The 20709-nt window shown below is 59.2% G+C and carries 9 protein-coding genes; all 9 read right to left on the bottom strand.

The window, feature by feature from the left end; translation table 11 throughout:
• Positions 1 to 42: 42 nt before the first annotated feature.
• Positions 43 to 1758 carry a DUF262 domain-containing protein gene (locus CA948_RS12060; RefSeq protein WP_108728114.1) on the bottom strand — a complete coding sequence of 572 codons (1716 nt, stop codon included), beginning with the start codon at positions 1756 to 1758 and terminating at the stop codon, positions 43 to 45.
• A 13-nt stretch (positions 1759 to 1771) separates the two neighbouring features.
• The gene (locus tag CA948_RS12065) at positions 1772 to 2539 is read right to left on the bottom strand and encodes an HNH endonuclease (RefSeq protein WP_108728115.1); all 768 of its coding nucleotides are present in this window, start codon (positions 2537 to 2539) and stop codon (positions 1772 to 1774) included.
• Positions 2536 to 4479: a chromosome partitioning protein ParA gene (locus CA948_RS12070; RefSeq protein ID WP_108728116.1), complete on the bottom strand. Its 1944-nt coding sequence runs from the start codon at positions 4477 to 4479 to the stop codon at positions 2536 to 2538. The genes CA948_RS12065 and CA948_RS12070 overlap by 4 nt, the downstream gene beginning before the upstream one ends.
• A 3-nt stretch (positions 4480 to 4482) precedes the next feature.
• A complete protein-coding gene (locus tag CA948_RS17700; RefSeq protein ID WP_108728117.1) occupies positions 4483 to 8607 on the bottom strand; it encodes an Eco57I restriction-modification methylase domain-containing protein in 4125 nt (1374 codons plus the stop codon).
• Positions 8608 to 8631: 24 nt separating this feature from the next.
• Complete coding sequence (locus tag CA948_RS12080) at positions 8632 to 11415, bottom strand: helicase-related protein (RefSeq protein WP_108728118.1); 2784 nt, start codon at positions 11413 to 11415, stop codon at positions 8632 to 8634.
• A 6-nt stretch (positions 11416 to 11421) separates the two neighbouring features.
• On the bottom strand, positions 11422 to 16695 hold the full coding sequence (locus CA948_RS12085; protein ID WP_108728119.1) for a DEAD/DEAH box helicase: 5274 nt from the start codon (positions 16693 to 16695) through the stop codon (positions 11422 to 11424).
• 9 nt (positions 16696 to 16704) lie between these two features.
• Complete coding sequence (locus CA948_RS12090) at positions 16705 to 17805, bottom strand: Fic family protein (protein ID WP_108728120.1); 1101 nt, start codon at positions 17803 to 17805, stop codon at positions 16705 to 16707.
• 351 nt (positions 17806 to 18156) lie between these two features.
• Complete coding sequence (locus CA948_RS12095) at positions 18157 to 19368, bottom strand: tyrosine-type recombinase/integrase (RefSeq protein WP_108728121.1); 1212 nt, start codon at positions 19366 to 19368, stop codon at positions 18157 to 18159.
• Between the two features lie 196 nt (positions 19369 to 19564).
• Positions 19565 to 20656 carry a redox-regulated ATPase YchF gene (gene ychF / locus CA948_RS12100; protein ID WP_094195615.1) on the bottom strand — a complete coding sequence of 364 codons (1092 nt, stop codon included), beginning with the start codon at positions 20654 to 20656 and terminating at the stop codon, positions 19565 to 19567.
• Positions 20657 to 20709: the final 53 nt, after the last annotated feature.

Here is a 20709-nt window from a genome sequence, read left to right on the forward strand (position 1 = left end):
AGTATGAGGCCCCCTGGCCTACATACACAGCCGTCCACCGGCTCAATCTGCAGGCCCAACAAACGTATTCAGCGCCGTTGCAATCCTCTTGCGTCGCTCAAGCAAGAAAGCCTTGTAGCTTTCCACTTCCAGCAGCGATGCCTCAACCGGGATGCACTGTGCTGAGAACGCTGGCTCGCCAAGCTCGTCCACCAGCGGGGGCAGGTAAACCGCCGGGGCCTTGTCGCTGATCGCGCGATTCGTCTTGCCGCCGATGAAGGCCAGATTGGCGATGTCATCCGCCTCGCGGGCAGTGAAGCTGGTCTTTAGTACGGCTTTGGGAAAGATGTGATGGAACTGCAAGCGATGCTGGACGCCCGAATGATCCAGAGCAATGGCCAGATGGCTGCGCCAATCTTTCGCACCGGCAGCGCGGAAAGCCAGGAACATGGTCTTGAATAGCGCGCTGCGCTGGTTGCGGCCTTCCAGCTCCTCCGCGGTAATGTCCAGGCGGCCGAACTGCAGGCGCAGCCGGTCGATCAGCTCGCTCACCGCTCCGCCCTGACGAATATTTGCCAAATCCTGATCCAGAATGGTTTCGCTGGAGCCTCGGGAGAAGCGGCCTTTGGCATTGGCCATCAGCGCCCAGTAGCGCAGTTGGCGGGCCTCATCGTTGCTCAGCGCATAGTTGCGGCTATGCCCGAAATACGCCAACACCACTAGCAGGAAAGGCGACGACAACAGTGCCGGGCTATCGATGCCAAGATTGCTGCGCAGGAAGTTGAGCGCGAATTCCATGCCATCGCGGGCTTCTTTCCATGCCTTCTGCAGCTTCTCCACATTCAGACTACCCACGATCTGAAAGCGTGATTGACCCGTGGCAAACGCCATCAGATTCTTCAAGTGCAAACCGAGATCAAGGTCAAAGCCTGTCTTGGCGCATGCCTTCTGGAAATCCTGGAACGTCTGCAGCGAGTGCCGCCACTTGGCGGTGATCTGAGCCAGAGCCAAGTCGGAACTGCGCAGCTTGGCTCCCAGTGAATTGACCCGGACGAAGATTTCCGTGACCTCATCGTAGGAAAGCGTGCGTTCCAGCACGTCCATCCGATAAACGTACTTGCGGATGCCACGTAGACGGGCCAGGCGTTGGCTGTACTTCTCGTACCGCGGATCGTCAAAACCACTGATACCGGCACGTTTTAGGAAAGGCGCATCGTTGTCGGTCTTGAATACTTCCGACACTTTCATCCAATGCGGCAACTGCTCCAGCTTCCTCGTGGCCACTACGAAAGTCATCTTGTTGAAGCGCTTGAGCAGTTCGTCCTCGGTCGAGTCCGTCTCATCACCAATCAGTTCGCTATCGTCGTCAACATCGTCCTCGTCGTCGCCGTTCTCTTCCACTTCGGTCACCACCGCCAACTGGTCGGGATGTTCCAAGTTGAACAGCAAGTCGATAGGCCGACGACGGCCGCGCACCGATACTGGCTCACCACGAATGACGGCAGAAAGCGATGTCAGACGCTGCTGACCATCCAGCAGAAGCCGCGTGCTCTGGTAAGGATTCGTGCTCTGACTGACCGCGAAATCCTGCAGCGGAACAGCCTCGTCGGTTTCCCAAAGCAGGATTGCGCCCGAAGGGTAGCCGCGATACAGCGAATCCAGCAGATCGCGCACTCGCGTAGAACGCCACACGTACTGGCGCTGCATCTCCGGCAAGCGCAGCTCGCCGCGCTCGATCATTGATACCAGTTCTTCAACGCTTGCTTCGGCCTTGGCCATGTTTTTCCTTCGATCAGGCACCGAGCAGGAAGCGCTCGCGGTGCCACTGTAAATAATGCCGGTGCTCGCTGGCCAGCCAGCGCAACGTCATTCCCGAATGAATGCCAAGCCCAGGCAGATCGCTTTGGGACAGGCGGGTGCTGGTCAGCAGATGCCCGGCATCGTCGAAGCTGATCAGAAAGCGATCGAACAGCGCATCGAGACTGGCCACCAGCAGAAAGCCGTTGAAGGCATCCAACCGCTCAGCATCGTCGGCACATTCGGCCCAGGGTTTGGCATGGCTGGCACGCAGGGCTTCAGTCACCGCGACGCCAGTCACTGCGCAGGAACCTCCCCAGTAGGTCAGCAAGGCATCGCGGTAACGCGCCTGCCCCACGCGCTGACGCACCAGGCGCTCGACTTCCGTGCCCCGGGCTTCGGCAGACATCATCTCGACAGCTTGCACCACGGCCGCGTGGTAGTCGCGCACTGCCTGATTCGGCAAGGCTTGCGACAGGCTGGCCGTGCGGCGCAAGAGAGCCGCCAAATCTGGCAGAGTTGGCACAAAAAACACGTCATCGGCTCCGGCCCTAGGTTGGAAGCTGCGCAGCAACTCCGGCAGCAGCGCGGGCGTGGCAGGTTGAAAGCGCACCTCGAAGCCTCCGGCCAATGCTGTCACCGCCGCCTGGCTTCGATGACGAGCCGAAGCCAGTGTTACCGCATCGCCCGCCGACGACAGCACGTGCTCGAAGCCGTTGTCGTGGCCGGTTTTCTCGATGAGGGCGCGTTGGAGAAGATTCATGTCAACGCCGCTTGTTCGACACCCAAGCGCTTACGAAGAAGAAGCCCGTCTACGCTATCTGTTGAGAGCCTATACCGCTCATAAGCCTTGAATGATTCAGGTGGCGCTGTCGAGGTGGTGACGATGTATTGCAGCGAGTCGCCACCGTTTTCTGCGACATGCCCGAGCAATGCCCAGAGTATGTTTTCGCTCATTTCCGCTTCGCGGGGAGAATCATGCAACAGGAACCCGGGATGGAAGCTTTGCTCCTGAGTACTATCGAGCAAGCAAGCGACATCGCCGGCTAGAATTTCCAGCACTTTGTATGTAGTCGAATGCATCGGCCCCATCCGGAAGGGGTGATTGCGGTGTTTTTCTTCATCATTGAAAACACCCCACTGGAAAGAGGGTAACGACCTGGCAACAGCCTTCATGGCTTCACTGATCGCTTGGCGGCGACCTGCTACCACTTGGCGCTCTTTCTCAAGTTGCAGTTGCAACTGCTCATAGCGGCGTCGAACTAGATCCAGCTTGCGCTGTACTGCATCCATGTCAGCTGATTGTGTTTTTCCTGATGCGAGGCTTTCATAATATTCGTAGTTCTCGATAGTCTCGCTGAGTAGCTGATCGTCCGACAGTGCTTGAGCATACCTCTGGTCCAGATCAACACTTTTCCCGTCAATATCGGCAAGTGCGTTATCCAATGGCGTTATCTCATCCCCTATTTCTCCCAGGCGACGGCGCAGAGGAGTCAGACTACTCTCAAGGGATTCTTTGGTTTGCTGATGAAGCACACTGCGCTGCTTTCGGTCAATTTGAACTTGTCCGATGCGCCGAATGACATAGTCGCACTCTTTGAGCAGGCGATTCCCTGCATCGCAATGCTTCGAGAGATTCTGTTGCAATGATGCTGCTTCGTTTTGCAGCGCCTCCAACTGCTCGATATCGCCAGCAATCAACGCTTCCATCTGGGCGACTTCATTGGCAATCACGTCCAGATTGCTTTTCAGCGGCGTACGCCTTTCAAGCAATCGCTGGCGCTCGTGTGCAAGCACCTTTCGCTCTTCCTCGATCGATTGCAATTCCTGCTGATAGGCTTCGTGGCGTTGCCTGGCAATACCAATCAGGTTGGGATGTTCGATCAATCCTTCCTGGCGGAAGGGTGTATTGATTGGCGCTTCAAGGCGATTGGCCAATTGGCGGCGCACGTGGTTCAGCAAACGCGCGGGTTCCTCCCGTAACTGATCCAGCCTCGACTTTTGGGATTCCACAGCTTTGGCTGCGCCATCCAGGTCGCGCAGCGTCGTGGCGTCGTGCAGCAGACCCAACACGATCTGTATGAGAGCAAGAGGCGATTTCGCCGGCAAACTGAACCGGACACCTTCTGCACGCCATTGGAAGTAATGCTGGTATCGGGCGTTTTGGTCACGGGAGCACCAGGCCAGAATGTGGTGCCATTCAATAGGCTGCCCGGAACCAGGCAGTTCCTGAACCGGTAAGGTTCCGACAAAATGCTGTCGCAGTGCATCCTGGTAAGCAGGATATTCGTTCTCTGCGTTATCGACGGCCAGCTGTCGCCAATCCAAATTACGGGAAGCGCGGTACATCTTCTGGTGTCGCCACGGCTTCAGAACGGTCCATGTTTCCCCACCGACATGCACACGGGCTGCAACTGCCCCCTCCTTCAAATCCTCGCTTTGCAGCAGTTCATCACGTAAGGCCGATCCCTCGGACCAGAGAGGGTCGTCCAGTGCGAACCGCAGTAATTGGCAAAAAGCCGTTTTCCCAACACCATGCCCGGAGCTGCCTTTCCCTGGCGGGGATACGATCAGGTTGAGTCCTTGACGCAGCGGTATCTCGCGCAAGGGCTCACTCGCTGTCAGTGACTTCAGCAGCCACAGCGTCTCCACCCATAGGTGTGGCTTCGCGGGAAACGGTTCTGGAATACCGACTGCGTTCATCCCTTACCCCCTTTTTTGCAGACTTTCCGTTTGCATGGACGATTCTGGTGTGGTCAATGCCTTCTCCAAAGCCGACTCCTGTTGTTGCCTTGCTTCAATCAAGGCTCTGGCAAGCGACGCCGTACGATTGTCGCCCAGCACCTGTGTCAAACCTTCCGAATCGCGGATGGACAGGGGCGCTGTTGTCGGCACACCCAACACGCTGCGAAGCCAGGCACAAATATGTAACCACCGCTCGTTCTTGACCGGTTGTCGCCACTCGGTCAGAAGTTTCCTGTGCGAACTATGCTCCGGCAAGGTTGTCAGCAGGATCTGGCGAAGGTGAATGTCATCGCATGTACCTGCCTGAAGGAGGATGTCGCAGATCAACCCCGCCAGCCAGTCCTCGGCTTCGGTAGCTGGCGTGTACCCCTCTGCATAGGTTCGGAATGGTGTGCCGGGACGAGCTGGCTGGGCTTGCGGAATGATGGCCTGCGGCGCTTGTTCCAACCGTTCCCACGCCTCCAGAACCAGCCTTTGCGTGCGGTATTCCTCATATTTTCTAAACTCATTAGCCTGAACACTGGGAAATCCTCTAAATACTTGCTGGATATCCTTGGGCGAAGCATTGGCAATACGTAAAAACATTGCTTCGAGCGCTATTCTGCCTGGATGGTCTACTGATGTAACCCGCTGATCATCGGCGCAACCAGATATGCGCCAACCATCCTTTGATAGAGATAGCGCCAATTTAGCAGCCTCAAGCATTAAAGGGTTTTCTGGGGAAAATTCAGGCATTGGGAGATGAGCCAGTACATACCCCTTTATGTGTTTATCCACATATGGGCGGATAATAAAATCAGCCAGGAATGAACTAAGGTATCCGGCATAAAATGCCAGCGCCAATTCGGATTGCTGATCCAAATTCATAGGAACGAGCATTGGTGCATCATATGTAGACACGAATCCCGCCGGAACCAAACAAGAAATTAGTGTTCTAGTGTCATCATTCCTAGCGATATCTCTAAAAACCACCCTCGGATTTGTAAGCCAAATATCTGGATCAAGATCTTTCCTTACAATGCGCTCATGGACGTCACTTGTCTTGACCCATTTTTCAGTGAGCCCAAACCTCGGATTAAAATAGTGAAAACTGCCATTTTTCAATAGCGCCCAGTCGGTATCGTGCTGGGGGCAACTGAAGAATAAATCCTTGTCTGACGATGCATGAAACTCCGCAACTATTCGATACTCAAGGCTTTTAAGGGTCAGTAGTTTCGATACAAGCCTACTGTGAATATTTGCTTGATCTAGATCGTTATATATGACGGCACTTCTCTCAGCGCCAAGAATTTGGTCAAGCTTATCTCGATGAATTTCGTGCCATGAAATTTCCCTCAGATCAGAGGGTGAGCGAACAACAGCACTAAAAGCATGTTTATTGACCAGTTGTTTTGTAAAAGTGATGGCAAGAAATCTATAGCTAGCATGTACGTCTGGGAAGAATTTTTTCTGGCCATTCTGCAGATGCAAAATGGATATTACTGAGCCAGCATTAAACAAAATTCTCCTAAGATCGCCGCAATCATCCTCAAACATAAATCCTATGGGCAGGATAAATCCGCATCGTGCTTGTGCATTCAGCAGATAAGGAGTGACAGCCAAAAATAGTTTGTACAAGTCACGTCGCCCAGAGAGCACAGAGTAAACTCCGTTTCCGAACCATTTTTTCTGTCGTTCATGAAAGTTTTCATCAACGGCATCATCGCGGTTTTGCACAATTTCCCACGGCGGATTGCCCAGCACACAGTCGAAACCTCCTTGCGCGAAAACTTGTGGGAAGGCCAGCGGCCAATGGAGCACGCGGGTTTGCTCGCAGGCCACACGGGTGGCGGCGATGGAAGCGGCGTACTCGGTCTGGGCGCGTTGCGGGTCAGTCAGTAGCGCATGAAGGGTGATGCTGGTGGGCACGGTTTCTACTGTGTCCTCCGTCTTGGGCAGCAAGTAGGCGCCCACCAGTGCATGGGCGGCCAGCGCCAGCGGGCTGTGGGCGGAGTCCTCCAGAAAGTGGCGCCAGGCTTGTTCCTTGGCGGCCACCTGTTCGGGCGTGTCAGCGGGCAGGGTTTCGATAGCGCGCAGGGCTTCGAGGCCGCCGAGGTTGTCCATGCCCAGCAGCATCTGACGACCTTGCAGGTCCTTGGCGATCTGCTTGAGGCCTGCGGCGTTGGCCTTGGCCAGTGCTTTGCAAACGTCCTTATCGTCGCCGCTTAAGGGTTTGAAGGCCTCCTTGGCGATGCCTTGTTTCAGCACGTTCAGATCGGCTAGGCCGAGCAGGGCATCGCCTACTTGCAGGTGGTGGTCGAGAAAGCCCAACGGGCGGCCTTCCTCATAGCCTTCCAGCCACAAGGCCATGCGTGCCAGTTCGATGGCCATGGGGTTGCGGTCCACGCCGTAGATGCAGCGGGCCACCACTTCGCGCAGGGCGTGGCGGTAGTCCTGCGGCTGGATGGCGCCTTCCTGCCCGCCTTCAAGGCTGCGCAACTGGGCCAGCTTTTCCGCTAGGCGGCGGGCAGCGGCCAGCAGGAAGTGGCCGCTGCCGCAGGCCGGGTCGATGACTCGGATGGCCAGCAGCGCCTCGGTGGGGTTGGCCGACTGCGCGGCCAGGCGCTGTTCGATGACGGGATCGAGCGCGCTCTTGATCAGCTCTTGCACCAGGCTGTCGGGGGTGTAGTAGCTGCCGGTGAGTTTGCGGGCGTTGCCAGCGGTGCTGCCTTCCTCGGTGTGGCCGGCGAATCCGAACGTGCGCGCGAGCAGGTCGATGACGGGCACCAGTTCCAGCAGACTTTCGTAGACACTGCCCAGTTCCTCCGGGCCCATGTTGCGGTAGTCCACCGGCACCAGGCTTTGCCCGCCGGCCGGTTTGGCCCAGCGCAGATTTTGCAGGGAGGCGAGCAGATGGGCGTTGTCCAGGCTGGCGGCGTCCAGATCGGGGCATTGCTCGGGGGCGAACAGGCCGCCCAAGGCGGGCAAGGCCAGGCTCGGCTCTCCCTGGGTCAGGCCGTGGAAGACGATGCGGATGGCTTGCCATTGGTCGTCGTGCCGGGTGCGGGCGCGGCGCTTGAGGCATAAATCGCGCAAGCGAGCCAGGGCGTAGCCTTCGGCATAGGCGCGGCGGGCGGCCAGCGCTTCGGCGCTGTCGTCCTGCGGGTGCAGCACACTGCGCTCTTCCACGGTGAAGATGAAGATGAGTCGGTAGATCAGGCGCAGCAGTTGTTCAAAATATTTGGCCTTAGGGAGCGTTCCGTCGTTCAAGGCGGCGCGCAGGGCGTGGTTGGCGGGGTGTTGCAGGAAGCCTTGGCCGAAGGTCAGCAGGGCCTGCTCCACGCCATTGCGCAGGCCCTCGCGCACACGTGAGCCCTCCTGCTGGCCTTCGCTGCGCCATTGTTCCCAGATGCACGCCGTAGCGCCCTGGCCGGGGCGAGATGCGCGGCTGGCATGCAGTAGACGCCAGACGTTGGCGAACTCGGCATAACGCTGGCCTCCAAGAAGGTCGGCCAGATCGACTTCGAGAAAGCTGGGACGGGTGAGCGAGGCAGCGTCGCGCAGCAGACGCAGTTGCTTGCCGTTGCTGACAATGCCCCATTGCAGCGCTTCGCTGGCGTTGAGCAGTTCCTGCATAGCCTGGAACGGGGCTTTCTTGCGATTGCCGCCGCCCTGCACGGCAAACCGCGCATCGGCTTCGTCCAGGCCCACAGTGTGTGGTGCCACCAGGACGGGCAAGGTATCAGCCATGAGGCTGACCGGGTAACGCAGCTCACCCACTTGCTGTGCTGCCGTGGCTTGCAAGGTGGTGTAGCCAAAGGCGTCGCGCAGCAGTTCGTGGATGAAGGCCATGGTGAGCTGCATGGCATCGACGTCGGCGCGTTCCATCTGCGCGGCGAAGTGCTGCCATTGGGCGCAGGCGATCTGGAAAGCGCGGCTGTATTCGTCCTTGAGCTTGACGCCCTTGGGGGTGCCGTAGTCTGCCTCGCTCTGGGCGCTGGCGCGGCCCTGAGCGGCTTTTTCCAGTTGATCGGGCAGGAATAGCCCGCCTTCGAGTTTGAGGGTGGGTAGGTTGAGCGTGGTCTGGGCCTTACGGATGCGTTTCATGGTTGTTCTTCTCTAGGCCGAGGCTTATAGCGAGTCCGGCAGTAGCACGTACACGCCCATCACATCGACCGGCAGGCAGGGGCTGACGCTGTACTGGCCGACGTCACGGGTGGCTTCGCGCACGCGCTGGTGGTCGGCCAGCAGGGCATCAGCCCGCTCTTGGGCTACCGCTTGCAGTTGCTGCGGGTGCGCGGCGAGGAAGTCGAGCGCGGTGCGGATTTCGCGCTGTGCCGCCTGCGGCGGCAGGTTGCCGCTGGGCGTGCATTCGAGCAGGAGGCTCACGCTATCGTCGGCCAGCCATTGGGGAGCGTTGCGGCCCTGCACAGCCAGAGCAACGGTTTCCTCCGCCATCATCTGGAAGGGTTCGCGACGGCGTACGTAGCTGAGCTGGTGGCGCAGGCGCAGAAGATAGAGGGTGGTGACGACCTCCACGTCATTGGTAAGAGTGGCAGCACAACGGGCGGCCAGCGGACGTTCGCCGCCAAGTGCGTCTTCCAGCAGGTGCTGAGCCAGCAGGCCAATCAGCGGATGACTGCGGTGCAGTTCGCTGAAGTCGATGATCTGGGGTTTGTCTATGCCTTCGTCGGCCAAGCGTTGGCGCAGGGCTTCGGGTAGGTGTTGCGGCAGGAAACGTGCGGTCTGCTTGCGGCCGATTTCCAGCGGCGCCCCCAGCCGGACGCAAGCGCTTTGCAGGAAACGCTGCACGTCAGCCTGGGTGCCCAGAGCCCGTTGCTGCTTGTGCCATTCGGGTAAGACTTTCGCGGGTTTAATTGGGTCTTGTCTGAAAATGGTCCGGTTGGCCTTGGCTCTCTCCAATGCATCACGCCATTGAGTTTCAAGAGGTTGCAGTTCGACCTTGGCTTCCGCGAATAGATCAAGCGTGTAGGGTGCTGTCAGTCGTTCACGACGCATCAATGCGGCTTTTACCAGCGCCTGGTTGATGCGAGCTTCATCCTCGGGCAGGGGAACCAGCACGCCGAGCTCCTTCTGGATGGCTTCGCCCTTCTTGAGAATGACGTTTAGCACGAAGCCATCCACCGGGTTGTCTTGCCCGTAGAGCATAGTGCAGCGCACCTCATCGGCCTGCTGACCGAAACGATCGACGCGGCCTTCGCGCTGTTCGTGGCGAGTGGGGTTCCAGGCCAGGTCGTAGTGGACGACAGCGGTGAACAGATGTTGCAGGTTGATGCCTTCGGAGAGGCAGTCGGTGGCGACCAGGATGCGTTGCTCGGCATCCTCCAGCTCATCCACGCGCTCTCGGCGCTCTTCGGGGGTGAGTTCGCCGGTGACGGCATCGACGGTGGCTTTGGGGAAAGCGGCCTTGAGGTGTTCGGCCACGTAATGGGCGGTGGCGATGTAGCGGCAGAACACCACCGGGTGGTAGCCATCCTTCACCAGGAGGTCAATATGCCGGATGAGCGCAGCCAGCTTTGGATCACCGGCCTTGCCGGAAAGACGTTGCGCGTCGGCGATCAAGGCTTGCAGGCGCGGCGCAGCGTCCTGCACCTGGGCAGGCGGCTCCAGATCACTGCCGGAGAGGTCATCGGCCTCGCCATCGTGCAGGCGCTCATCGCCGAGAAGCGCCTCATCCGGCACAGTGCCCTCCAGCCGTGTGGTCAACGCCTTGACGGCGGCTGCGGGCGACGATGCCACGCAGCGCAACAATGCCAGGGTGGCGTACCAAATGAGGCGCGCGCCGCCTTGCTGTTCTTGCTGCTCAACTGTTTCAGCCAGTTCGCGGCAGTAATCTTGCACGGCGTCGAAGAACGCGCCCCATTCGCCGCTGAGTTGATAGGTAAGCTCGGTTTTCATGCGGCGGGGAAAACCTCGTCCGTCCTGGGTCTCGGCCTGCCATTCAACGATGTCCTTGCGACGGCGCTGGACGAAGTGGCGGGCCAGTTCTTGACGTAGCGGGTCGGAGGCCGTCATGCGGCCTTGCAAGGCGGCAAAGCGTAGATCGAGCAGCGACAGCAGATTGTAGAAGGCGGTTTCGTCACCGGAGTGAGGGGTAGCGGTCAGCAGGACCAGGTGTCGCTGCGCGTCACGGGCAAGGCGTTGCAGCAACTCGAAGCGCAATTGCTTGCCTGCGCCGCTGCTGGCGCAGGTGTGGGCCTCGTCAACGATGATGCATTCGGGGGCGGTGGCGAGAAACTGTTCGCGGTGGCGTTCGCTTTTTATGTAGTCCAGGCTGACGACCACCACGGGATGATGGTCGAACAGGCGCAGACCATGCGGAAGATCACGTTCGATGCGGGAGGCCGAAGACGAAGTCAACGCCACGGCCTGAAGGTTGAAGCGGGTTTCCAACTCACTTTGCCACTGCTCGACAAGGTGTGGCGGGCAGAGAATGGCTAGTCGGGCGATTTCGCCACGGTCCATGAGCTCGCGTGCGATCAGGCCGGCTTCGATGGTCTTGCCGATGCCCACGTCATCAGCGATCAGCAGGCGCACAGTGGACAGGCGCAGTGCCATCAGCAACGGCACAAGCTGATAGCCGCGAGGCTCCACGGCGATATTGCCAAAGGAGCGGAACGGGCCGGCGCCGGCGCGCAGGGTCAGGCGCAAGGCATCGCGTAGCAACAGCGCGGCGGCGTGGTTGCCGGCGCGCGCGGGATCGGGCCAGTCGAAGGTGGCAGGTTCGACGGGATGCAGTTCCAACTCGGGGATCAAAGCAATGCTGTCGTCATCGGCACCGCTCAATGGGCGCAGGCGCAGCCAGTCGCGGCGGGAGTCGCTTTGCACCACCCATTCGCGGCCTCTGGCGCGCACCAGGTTGCCGGGCAGAAAGTCGTGTTCGAGGATCGTCATACTCCTTTATTCCTTGGAGCCGAACACATCGGCGTGCGCGGCGAATTGTTGTGACCAACGTGAAGCGTCAGAAAAATCGAGCACCTGCCAGCCTTTGTCCTGCAACAAGCTGGCGGTCTGCTCATCCACCGCGGAAAGAAACACCAAAGTACGAGATGCCTTGTACTGGGCCGCCGCAGTGGCTGCGCCATTGTTGACGGACACGTTGACCGCATCAGGTTGCACGGCCCCTGCCTGGCTGAGCGCGGACAGCCAGGCGTCGAGTGGCTCGTCTGCCAAGATCGTCGCTGCAACGGGGGCCTCGCTGCATTCCACAGGCTGTACCTGAGCATTGGCCAACGCGACCAGCAGCTTGAGCGCATCCGCATTGCGGCGGTTGATGTGTTCGTGATCCGGCTGGTTGAAGTAGGACAGCAGGCACTGATAGCAGCCGGCTTCGCACTGATGATTGCCAAGTGCATCGGTCTGTTCCAGCGACGGCAGATCTTCCAGCGTCCAAATGCCGCTCTGCGGTTTGCGATAGTGAATCAGTTGCAGGGCATTGCTGGCTACGAGTGCAAGGTCGTCGCGATTGTTTGCCAAGCGAGTGAGCACACCCGCACCGCCTTCCGCCGCTTCGTAGAACAGCAAGGCGCGGCGCTCGTCGGACTTCGGCAGTGGCTCGACCACCAGTTCGGATTCCTCGATCTGGAAGATCATTTCGATGCCGCGCTTGAGTGCGGCCTGCAACGTCGCCATGGCCTCCAGAGGCAAGGCATGTACGGGAGCGAAGATCAGCAGATTGCGATGATCTTCCACAAAAGGAACGATGCGCTGGTTGGGCACCTTCTCCAGCAAAGCATCGTCGCCGCCCTGATCGTCTTCCCCATCCGGTGCATCCTGCTTGCTCCAGGTGCCCGTGATGGGGTTGATGTAGAAGCCCAGTTGCTCCTTGTCCTTGCGCCTGCGCCAGCCGCGGTTGATGCGCCAGATTTGCGCAGCGGGCGCGTAGGTGAGCTCGCCCAGCACGTCCTCGCCTTGTTGGATCGTGGCCTTCTGCTGCTGGATACGGCCATCGGGGCCGGGCAGGAAGCGGTAGGTGGTTTGCAGCTCAAAGCCCTGACGCTGACGCTCCTCGTCGTTGATGGAAATGCGCTCGGTGGCCACAGTTTCTACGGTTTCGATACGGTAGAGCTCGCGCACCCAATCGTGCTCGGTGAGCAAGGCGTCGCAGTTCTCGCAGCGATTGACCAGCGGCTGTTCGCCGCCCGGCTCGCCGAGATGGCCGTAGCCGCACTGGCTGCACACCAACGAGGCAATGGTGGCCAACTGGCTGTTGCCGGAAATGTGGTCTGTATTGCCTACGTTGAGTTTGGCACGCACCACGCGGTACATGCGGCCCTGGTGATAAATGAGGCTGCGGGGGCCGAATTCGGACAGGGCCAGGAAGCGCGGCCGGCTGACCATGCTGCCTTCGTCATCCTTGCCGTTGACGGCCTGGCCGCCACGGGCGGGAATCCAGGCCATCAGCGGCAGACGCGGGAAGTTGTAGCCTGGCAGGAAGCCCTGGCTGGCCAAGTAGCGATAGGTGTAGAAGTCGTTATTCTGGCCGTTGCCGGACTTGAGCAACACGGCGTACTGCCGCGCGGCGTCGCCGTAACGGCGCTGGGCATTTTGGCGCTCAGTGTGCGAGGCGGTATGGCTCCTGACGATGCGATCAGCCATATCCATCTGTTGGCGGGTGGCATCGAACAGCACGCGCCAGCGCTCCAGCGCCCCAGAGAACGCTTGCGCCGCGTTGTCGATGACCTGGCGCACATAGTCAGGCGTGAACCAGGCGCTGCCTTCAAGCTCGCCCTCAAGCTGGTCGATGACCCGGTCGGCACTGGCCAAGGCCCGCTGCTGGACAGCCTGCGCCCGGAGCCCTTCGTGCAAGGGCTGCTTCAGTGGTTTGCCGGGCTTGTCAAGATCCAGCATAGGCGCAATGCTGTCGTCCAGCGGCACCTGGGTGCTGGCCAGCCAGACCGCTTGCAGATGGCTGTCGATGAGATCGCGGTTGCTCAGATCGAGGGTTGGCGCGCGCACGACGCCATGCACCATTTGCTCGGCATTGTGGAAGAACCACTGGTCATGCGGACTGAGTGCCGCGCAGTAGGTGATGACCAGCGCCTGCTGACCCGAACGACCGGCACGGCCGCTGCGCTGGGCGTAGTTGGCGGGGGTCGGCGGCACATTGCGCAGGTACACGGTGTTGAGCGCGGAGATATCCACGCCAAGCTCCATCGTGGGGGAGCAGAACATCACCGGCAGACGTTCCAACGGCGCTTCGTGGGCCGGGTTCTGCGCCCAATCCTGCCTGTCCTTTTCGGTGTAGCGAAAGCGCTGCTCCAGCAGTTGCCGGCGTGGCGCATCCACCTGGGCGGTGTGTTCCTGGGCCTCGAAGTCGAACAGCGGATGCGAGGGCCGACGCAGCAGGTCGGCAATGCCGAGATACAGGGTGCGGAAATACTGATTGATTCGATTGCTATCAGTTTGCGGCTGATCGGCAATCAGGCACCAGTCCAGGGCAGCCGCGTTCAGGCGCCAGCCTGCGAGCTGGGCGTCGATAGGTTGGCGCTGCACATAACCATAGTCCTTGGCGGACTCCAGCAGCGCTTCGATCAGCTTAGCCCACTCGACATCTTTCCACTGCGCGACCTCGCTGGCGCAGGCGCTGTTGCGCCAGAAGGCGGCCGTCTTTATTTGCCGTAGCAGACGGGAACGTGGACCACCTGTCACCAAGTCGGTGCGCGGCTTGCCCTTGTATTCCGGGCGCTTGCCGAGGATGAGATAGCGGCCGGTATCGAGTTTCTCGTCTGGAACGAAGGCCCAACGTTCATTCAGGTAGGTGTGGGCGCTGGTGCGTGCCTTGTCCTGCTCAACCGGGTCGAGGTAACGACTTTCCAGGCACAGATGGCGGCGCAAGGCGTCGAACAGTAGTTCGAACAAAACTGTCCGCTGCACTGTCGTCAATTTGGTCAAGGTGCTGTTTGCAGCAAAGATGCTGGCGTCAGCGCAAAAGGCATCCAGATCTCGATACCGAATCTGCAACAGGCCGAGTTGATCCAGATTCGGATTATTGAAGCGCCAGCCACGCCGCAGATCACGCAGTAGCCGGTAGGCGATGATGAAGCGCAATGTGCGTTGCGCTTCTTGTCGGGCCAGTCCCATGAGCTTGGGGGTGCGCAGATACTCCACCAAGGTCGCTTCATCGACCCCTTGAAAGCCGAGGGCCTTGAATACGCTTTCGGCCAAGTGTTCTTCATCGAGTTGGCCGCCGCTGCCCTGCAGTGCGCCGATCAAGCCGGCACGCAGCGTCAGCAGGAAAATGAAGTCGTTGAAATGTCCCGCCTGCAGAGCGGCATCCTGGCGGTTGTCGGTAAATCCAAGCAACTTGCGTGAGTCAGGCTGCCCTGGCGCAGTTTCGGAAAGTGCGAACAATTGCTGCAAGGCCGCCAGGGCAATCATGGTAGTGGCCGAAGAGCGGCCTTCGCCAGACAGGCTGGAGAGGCGGTTGGCATCCTTGCCGTGGGCTTCGTGTGTCGTACCGCAGTTCAGGCAAAAGCGGAATTTTCCCGGAATGAACCAGAACTCCGCCCCCGAGCCCGTTTGCCCTTTGGCATCGACCGTGACCATATAGGGAACGGCATTCTTGTAGGCTGGCTTGATTTTGGGTTCGCTACGGCTGAGGTCGATCCAGGTTTCCGGCAGATCTTCGAGCAGGCCACCGTATTGCTGCCCGGGCACCAGAGGACACAGGAAGCCATAGCTGGCGTCGTCTTCTGCCGCGATATCGTCGATTTCACGTGAGCTGAAGCTGACCGGTTGCTGTGCGTGCCAGACAGGTAGGTACTCCTGGCCGCAATCGCGGCAGAAGTGCGTCGGGTAAAGCAGCACATTCTCTTGCTGTCGCCCCGGCGCGAAACGCTGAGCATCGAGCGTGACATGGCGCTTACCTCGCGCCTCCAGCGTGGTGAGTACCTTGCCGGGACCGCTGATGAACTGGTGCAGCTTGAACGCGAAAGGCGGCCTGCCCTGGGGCGTGCGCACATCATGGGCAGCCACTAGGAATCGCTGCAGGGCGGTGCGAGCGGCTTCAGGCTGGCAACCCGCGTCTTCGGCGAGACGGCGGCTGGCCTCTTCCAGCATCATGGGTCTCGCCCGCCTAGGAGGCTCGTCGGCAGGTAGTTCGATACCCAGGTTCAATTCCACCCAGATGGATAACGGATCATTGCGAAAGGCGTCGAAGTCAGCCCAGATATCCTGCTTTCGCGTAATGGCCGCCGGTAGTTCTGTGCGGATGGCGTTGACGTCCTTGAGCGGGTTGGTGACGCGCTCCAAGGTCTCGCCGATGACGTCATGCTCGCTGATCTGGGTGCCAAAAAGTTTGCTAGCCACATCGGCCACCACGCGGTTGCGGTCGGCTTGGCTACCTGTGCTGGACATGGTGGCCGACGTGCCGATGCAGACCAGTTGCTCGGCTTTCAAGCGCTCTCGCAGGCGCCGCACTAGCAAGGCAACGTCCGCCCCTTGACGGCCACGATAGGTATGCAACTCATCCAGCACCAGGAACTCAAGTCCCTCGCAGTGTTCCACCACACGCCGATCCACTTCGTCGAAGCGCGTGAGGATGTACTCCAGCATCATGAAGTTAGTGAGCAGGATATCGGGCGGGTCATCCGCGATGGCGCTGCGTTCCGCCTTGCTTTCCTGGCCGGTGTAGCGCTTGACAGTGAAGGGACGAAGCTCTGGCGCATAGCCATGCAGAAACTTGTCGAGTTCTTCCAGCTGGCTGTTGGCCAGAGCATTCATCGGATAGATGACAATGGCCCTGGTACGTGCTTTGCCATCGGATTGCTTGGCCTTGAGAATGCGGTCGATGATCGGGATGAAAAAGGACAGGGACTTCCCCGACCCCGTTCCGGTCGTGACCACATAGCTTTGGCGTTCCTGGCCTTTGGCCAAGGCTTCCATCTGGTGCTTGTAAAGATGCAGGGGTTCTGGCGAACCTTCAGACTTCCCGGCCTGGAAGATCTCTGCGCAGGCAGCGTGCAAGACCCCCTGCGCCGCCAGGTTCTGCACCGTGCCCTGGCGTTGGTAATTCGGGTTGATCTGCACCAGCGGTTCAGGCCAATAGCGACCTTGCGCATATTGATGTTCGACCTCGGCTTGGATATCAGGCGCAGCGATGCGAACGAAACTGCGGGAAAAGCTGCCGTATCGTTCGATGAGCTGGTCGCGGAATTGGAAAACGTTATCCATGGAGAGTCCTCACTGATCCATCTTGTGGCCAATCGCCAGAACCGCTGTACTATCGGAGGTGCCTGCTGTGATGCGCTTCCATTTCGCACCTCGCCCCTTGCCAGTCGATTCGATCAACCCCTCTGATTTCATCGCTCGCAGCACTAGTCGAACCATGTCCCGGCTCACGCCCGGGCAGGCTTCTTCAATCTCGGAAATCGAGAACGGCAGGGTGCGCCCCAGAACTTCCGTCCGCACTCGGTCGCCTTTGCTGCCACGTCCCCGTTCGATGGTGCCGACGCGCTCCTCGAACTCACGGTAGGCCCGTAGCAAGGCACCCCAGAAGTAGTCTAGCCAGGGCTTTACGTCGTGCTGCCCCTGGTGCCAGCCCTGCGAGCTGGCTTCCAGCGTCTCGTAATAGCCTTCCTTGGTTTCCTCGAAGATACGTTCCAAACTGATGTAGCGCCCCACGGCATAGTCGAAGTGGTAAAGCAGCAGCAGGGCCAGCAAGCGGGACATGCGACCGTTGCCGTCCGGGAAGGGGTGAATGCACAGGAAGTCGAGCATCGCCAACGGCACCAGTACGAGGGGGTCGGCCAGGTGCTGATCCAGCGCGGTGGCGTAGCGCCCGGCCAGATCGGTCATAGCTATGGGTGTGAGGTGCGCAGCGACCGGCTGGAAGCGTAGACGTGACGTGCCGTCCGGGTGACGTTCGATGATGTCGTTATTGGTAGCCTTCCAGCGCCCGCCCGCCTGCGGCATATAGCGGTACAGCAGGGTGTGGAGTTGCAGCACTACGCCCTCGCTGAAGGGCATGTGCGCGGTCGATTCGTGGATCAACGCCAGGGCGTCACGGTAGCCGGCGATCTCCTGTTCGGAGCGGCTCTTTGGTGTTGCGTTGCGGATGACCAGAGACTTCAGCCGCGAAGGCGCTACGACAACACCTTCCAGCCGGTTGGACGACTCGGTGGACTCCACCACCGCGATCTGGCGTAGCCCCTTGAGGGCTTCGGGCGACTGCGCAGCGTAGAGTTGCTGCTTACCCTGGTACTCGCCCAGTGTGCGCAACGTGGCGGCCTGAGTGCCATCGAAGCGAAGCGCGGCAAGGTACTCGGGTGTGAGCGAGTGCATGGAAATGTAAGCCCAGGCTGTCTAAATGGGGTAATCATAGCCTTAAAATGGGGTAGTGTCTCTAAGAATACCTCATTATCGGTGTTTGACTACCCCATTTCCTGAACATTGGACTGGTCGTGAGGGGCTGGCATGGCCGACCAAGAAGGAAATGGGCGACATGAATCCCAAAAAGGGCAATAAATCCGAAATTACCCCATTTAATTCATTGTTTACCCCATTTCCAGCGCCTAACTTTCGGCAAAGGCAAATGGCAAAGGAACGGCACTCAAGGGGCAACGGCCCTACCCTGAAAAGGAAAAGGCCGCCCACCCTTGCTCACTCGCTCTGTAACAACCGGTCAAATCGTCTCTATGCTGTGCCGTTGCCCTCCGCAGCACCCAGGTAGTCCGCCCAGTTCTGTAACAGCGTCCTTCTCTGATCCAGCAGCAGCGCCTTGTTGTACGTCGCCCGCACCTTGTTGCTTTCCACGTGGGCAAGCTGCCGCTCAATCGCATCAGGCCGGTATCCGCTCTCATTGGCCCAGGTCGAAAAGGTCGTCCGCCAGCAATGCGGCGTCGTGCCTCGACCCAGATTCATATCACGCATCGCATAGGTAAGCCGATTGGGCGTAGTGAAGCCATTTCCGCTTCGGTGCGGAAACAGATAGCGCCCGTCACCCGTGATGTGCTGCAAGTCTTTCAGCACCGCTATGACCTGCGTGGACAACGGACTGACATGGTCACGCCGCGCCTTCATCTTCGCCGCTGGCCGACGCCAGAGTGCATCCTCAAAGTCGAACTCGTCCCACTCAGCATCCGCCGCTTCCCCTGGACGGCAGGCGGTCAGCGCAATCAACCGCAGGCACAATGAAGTTTCCGGATAGCCACGGTAGCCGCGCAACTCCTGATAGAACTTCTGGATTTGCTCTCGCGTCATCGCCGCCTTGCTCTCGCTGAACGGCACGCGTAGCAGCCCGCGCAGGCTGGGAATTGGATTTGCCTCGACCAGCCCCCGCACCACCGCAAACTCAAAGATCGCCGAAAGATCACCTTTGACGTGAATGGCCGCCCACGCGCCATGTGCCTTGCATTCCTCCAGCAGCGGACGAATCTGCTTGACCCCAATGTCGCTCATCGGCATCCCATCGAACTTGGGCGACAGGTACTTCCTGATGCGGGATTCTTTCGTGCGGTAGGAACTGAACGCAAAGACTGGCTTGATCTCGGCCAGGTACGCTTGCGCCACCTTGGCGAACGAGCTTTCACGGGCGCGCTTACGTTCCTCCAGCGCTTCGAGGTTGCGCTGCTTGACCTGCTGCCGCTCATGGGCAGGATGGATGCCTTGCTTGACCAACGCGCGCGCCTTCTCGCGGGCAGCGCGCGCCTCCGCAAGACTTACTTGAGGAAAGCCGCCAATGGCAAAGAGGCTCTCCTTTCCTTGCAGGCGGTACTTCCACCGCCAAAGCTTGCCGCCGGTGGGCTTGACCAGCAGGAACAGGCCCCCGCCGTCTGAAAGTTTCCAGTCTCGATCAGTCGATTTGGCCGACCTGACCTTGAGGTCGGTGAGTAGATTTTCGGGCATCGTTGGACTCCACTGCGGGGAGATGTACCCCCACGGTTGAACACGAGTACCCCCAACGCTACCCCCGAATTTTCTGGACCTCGATGAACAATAGGAACGCTCAGTAGACCGTATTGTTTACGCAACCCATTGATTTCAAATGGGTCAACCTGTCCACCAAGCGCTACTAAGCGTCACCGAGATCCAGCAAAAATCGTCAGACGTTGAACAGGAAGTTCAGCACGTCGCCATCTTTGACGACATATTCCTTACCTTCAGCGCGCATCTTGCCGGCTTCCTTGGCGCCTTGCTCACCCTTGCAAGCGACAAAGTCCTCAAAGGCGATGGTCTGTGCACGGATGAAGCCACGCTCGAAATCAGTGTGGATCACGCCAGCGGCTTGAGGGGCCGTATCGCCCACGCGGATCGTCCAGGCGCGAACTTCTTTGACGCCTGCGGTGAAGTAGGTTTGCAGACCCAGCAGGCTGTAGGCGGCGCGGATAACACGGTTCAGGCCGGGCTCTTCCATGCCCAGGTCGGACAGAAATTCGAGCTTGTCGGCGTCGTCCAGTTCAGCGATTTCAGCTTCTACGGCAGCACAGACGGCCACCACTGGAGCGCCATCAGCCGCAGCGTAGTTCTGCACGGCTTCCAGGTGCGGGTTGTTGGTAAAGCCATCTTCTTTCACGTTAGCCACGTACATAGTGGGCTTGGCGGTGATGAAGCCGTAGGATTTAATCTGGTGCAGCTCGTCTTCGTCCAACTTCAGCGAACGCACGGACTTGCCTTCGCCCAGCGCTTTCTCGATACGTTCGAGCAAGGCTACCAGCTTGGCAGCGTCTTTATCGCCTGAGCGAGCCAGCTTCTGATTACGGTGTAAGGCTTTTTCAACCACGCCCAGGTCAGCCAACGCCAATTCGGTGTTGATGATTTCAATATCAGCCAGGGGGTCCACTTTACCGGCTACGTGAATGACGTTCTCATCGGCAAAACAGCGCACTACATGCACGGTAGCGTCGGTTTCGCGGATGTTGGCCAGGAACTGGTTACCCAAACCTTCGCCCTTGGAGGCACCAGCAACCAGACCAGCGATGTCCACAAATTCCACCACAGCAGGCAAAATGCGCTCGGGGTTCACAATCTTGGCCAGATCTTGCAAACGCTGATCTGGAACCTCGACCACGCCGACGTTCGGTTCGATGGTGCAGAAAGGGTAGTTTTCAGCCGCAATGCCGGCTTTGGTCAGAGCGTTGAACAGAGTGGATTTACCAACGTTGGGCAAGCCAACGATGCCGCATTGCAGTGCCATGAGTATCCTGAAAATCAAAGAGTTATATAAACGATGCGCTATTGTAGCGCCCT

The sequence above is a fragment of the Alcaligenes aquatilis genome, assembly GCF_003076515.1.
In the GTDB taxonomy this organism is placed as follows: domain Bacteria; phylum Pseudomonadota; class Gammaproteobacteria; order Burkholderiales; family Burkholderiaceae_B; genus Alcaligenes; species Alcaligenes aquatilis.